Raw genomic sequence first — 3,228 nt, 5'->3', positions numbered from 1 at the left:
ATATATATCCAGCCCATTGTGCTATTCGATATATCTATCACTGAAACAAGAAAAATCTTAATCTCTATTTCAATTAGTCATAAAGTACTTATGAATTAAAATTGAAACACCCAGAGTGAAGCCCACCCCACTCTGAATATCGATTAATACTGTTGCAAAATCTCAGCCAATTCCGTAGACAACAAATCGCCCCGCCAGCCACTTAATAATTCAGGCTGAGTGTCAGTTGATTTTAGTTTCCAATGCCAACTGAGTAATTGGTTTATTTGACGACGTGACGCCAGTAACTCACTACTCAGTCCACTACGTTCACTGACTGACTGGATCAACGCTTTAATATCTTTAAAGACTTTCTTGTAGCCGGGTTGGTCGATCAGATTAGCTACCGGTTGCGGGAGCTGCTCTTCCGGTACAGCATTCCCCTCAGCCACCAGCGCCAACAAGGTACGCCCGTGATAGCGAATCTCCTGTCCACTCAGGCCAAGGGAATCTAACTCACCCAGCGAGGTTGGCTGATAACGGGCGACTTGCCACAGATTCTCTTCACGCACCACAAAGTTAACCGCCAGATCACGCTCACGCGCCTGACGCAAGCGCCATGCCGCCAGCTTCTGTAAACATGCCAACTGATGGCCACGTAACTGCCAGGCATTGGTTATCTCACGGTAGGCCAGCTCAGGGTCAAGTGTTTCACTGCGACGGCGACACAGCAGTTGGCATTCATCTATCGCTGCATCCATTCGCCCAGCAGCCTCGGTGGCTTCCACTAATTTAGCTGCCAAAGGTAATAGATAGAAAACATCAGCGGCGGCATAATCACACTGTTTTTCACTGAGTGGACGGGCAATCCAGTCGGTACGTGATTCACTTTTATCTAGCTCAACACCTTCAAACTCATTTACCAGCATGGCAAAACCGCAAGACAGGGTTCGACCAGAAAATGCCGCCAATACCTGAGTATCAATCATCGGCGTTGGCATCCGGCTAAAGGCATTTAAGAACACCTCGAGATCTTCGCTACCAGCATGCAGATATTTCACCACATTCAAATCTTGCAGTAGCTCACTGAAAGGTTGCCATTCAGTGATGGGCAAGGGGTCTATGAGTGAAAGTTGTTCACCGTCATACAGTTGAATCAGGCCCAACTGAGGATAGTAGGTGCGCGTTCTGACAAATTCCGTATCCAGCGCGACATGAGCATGTGTCCGGGCTTGTTCGCAGACCTGCTGCAACGCACTATTGGTCGTGATCAACTGATAATTCAAAACGTGATTCTCTTGGTCGTTAGTCTATGACAAACACAACAACGCCGGCGATGACCGGCGTTGTTGATGATGATTGAGTGACGCCGTTAAGTTAGGCTGCGTCTTGGTTGCTACCTTTAGCCTTAACTTGTTCGTCACGCAGTTCCCTACGTAAAATTTTGCCGACATTGGATTTCGGCAACTCGTCGCGGAACTCTACTATTTTCGGTACTTTATACCCTGTAAGGTAGCGGCGGCAATGGGTTAGCAGCTCTTCAGGTGTCAGTGAGGCATCTTTTTTCACGACAAACAGTTTTACCGTCTCGCCAGAGACCTCATTAGGCACGCCAACCGCAGCAGATTCCAGCACTTTCGGATGTAACGCTACCACATCTTCAATCTCATTGGGGTAGACGTTGAAACCAGAGACCAAAATCATATCTTTTTTACGATCAACGATACGTAAAAAACCTTGTTCATCAAGGGTTGCGATATCGCCAGTTGCCAGCCAACCGTCTTTCAGTACTTCATCCGTCGCTTCTGGCCGCTGCCAGTAGCCTAACATAACTTGTGGACCACGCACCCATAGTTCACCCGGTTCGCCCAATCCAACGTCTTTACCCTCATCATCCACCAGCCGAACATCGGTAGAAGGGACAGGCAGACCAATGCTGCCACTGTAGTGTTTCAAATCATAAGGATTACCCGTCACTAACGGCGAACACTCGGTCAAACCATAACCTTCCAGCAGATGTTTCCCGGTCAGTTTTTCCCATCGTTCAGCAACCGCTTTCTGCACTGGCATACCGCCCCCCACAGAAAGGCGCAGTGTGGAGAAATCTAACTTGGTGAACTCTTCATTATTCAACAAAGTATTAAATAACGTATTTACACCCGTCATGGCGGTGAATGGATAACGACTTAGCTCTTTTACCATTCCCGAAATATCACGCGGATTGGTTATCAATAAACTGCGCCCACCTAACTCAATAAACAGCAGGCAGTTCATGGTTAAAGCAAATATGTGATAGAGGGGGAGTGCCGTGACCACCAGCTCGTGGCCGGGTTGCAGCAAAGGTGCATAAGCCGCTTTCGCCTGCTCCAGGTTCGACTGCATATTGCGGTGTGTCAGCATTGCGCCTTTCGCCACCCCCGTCGTACCTCCGGTATATTGCAAAAATGCCAGGTCAGTATTGATAATATCCGGCTTAACATATTGCAGACGGCGACCTTTTTGCAGCGCAGTGCGAAACGAGATAGCATCGGGTAGATAATATTTCGGTACCAGTCGCTTGATGTATTTCACCACGAAATTAACCAGCGTCCCTTTGGCCGTCGACAACTGATCACCCATGCGGGTTAAGATGACATGTTTAACCTGGGTTTTAAAAACGATCTTTTCCAGCGTGTGAGCAAAGTTGGAGACAATAACGATTGCCACAGCTCCGCTGTCATTCAGTTGATGCTCTAACTCGCGCGGGGTATACAGCGGGTTAACATTCACCACCACCATACACGCACGCAAAATACCAAACAAAGCTATGGGATATTGCAGCAGGTTGGGCATCATCAAGGCCACACGGTCACCTTTTTGTAACCCCAAACCTTGCTGTAGATAGGCGGCGAAAGCACGACTACGCTCTTCCAACTTACGGAAGGTCATCACCTCCCCCATATTGATGAACGCAGGTTGGTCCGCATAACGCAGTGCGGCGTTCTCAAACATTTCCACCAAAGAAGAATAGCGATCCGGGTCAATCTCTGCGGGGACATCTGCCGGATAACGCTTTAGCCATACTTTTTCCAAGGTAGCACTCCTGAAATTATTATTGATCGCCAGAGTAAGACGCAAATTCACATCAGAACTTTAACAATATTTTAACTCAGCTTACCAGTTTGCTTTCAAACAATTTTGAGGTTGGGATATACGTCACTATTTTCTGGCGCCGGGATCTCAAAAATAACTAAGGCAGCCAATGCCGCC

2 protein-coding genes are annotated in these 3,228 nt (G+C 47.8%); both read right to left on the bottom strand.

What is annotated here, in order from left to right; genetic code table 11:
- Positions 1–143: 143 nt before the first annotated feature.
- Positions 144–1,265 (bottom strand): ribonuclease D, encoded by a 1,122-nt coding sequence (gene rnd / locus V1952_RS20885; RefSeq protein ID WP_372558930.1) that lies wholly within the window; start codon positions 1,263–1,265, stop codon positions 144–146.
- 91 nt (positions 1,266–1,356) lie between these two features.
- A complete protein-coding gene (gene fadD / locus V1952_RS20880; protein ID WP_420075461.1) occupies positions 1,357–3,051 on the bottom strand; it encodes a long-chain-fatty-acid--CoA ligase FadD in 1,695 nt (564 codons plus the stop codon).
- Between the last annotated feature and the right edge of the window lie 177 nt (positions 3,052–3,228).

The sequence above is a fragment of the Yersinia sp. 2542 StPb PI genome, assembly GCF_048593855.1.
GTDB lineage: Bacteria > Pseudomonadota > Gammaproteobacteria > Enterobacterales > Enterobacteriaceae > Yersinia > Yersinia enterocolitica_E.
Note: the sequence above shows the minus strand (reverse complement) of the source record. Positions and strands in the feature narration are given on the sequence as shown.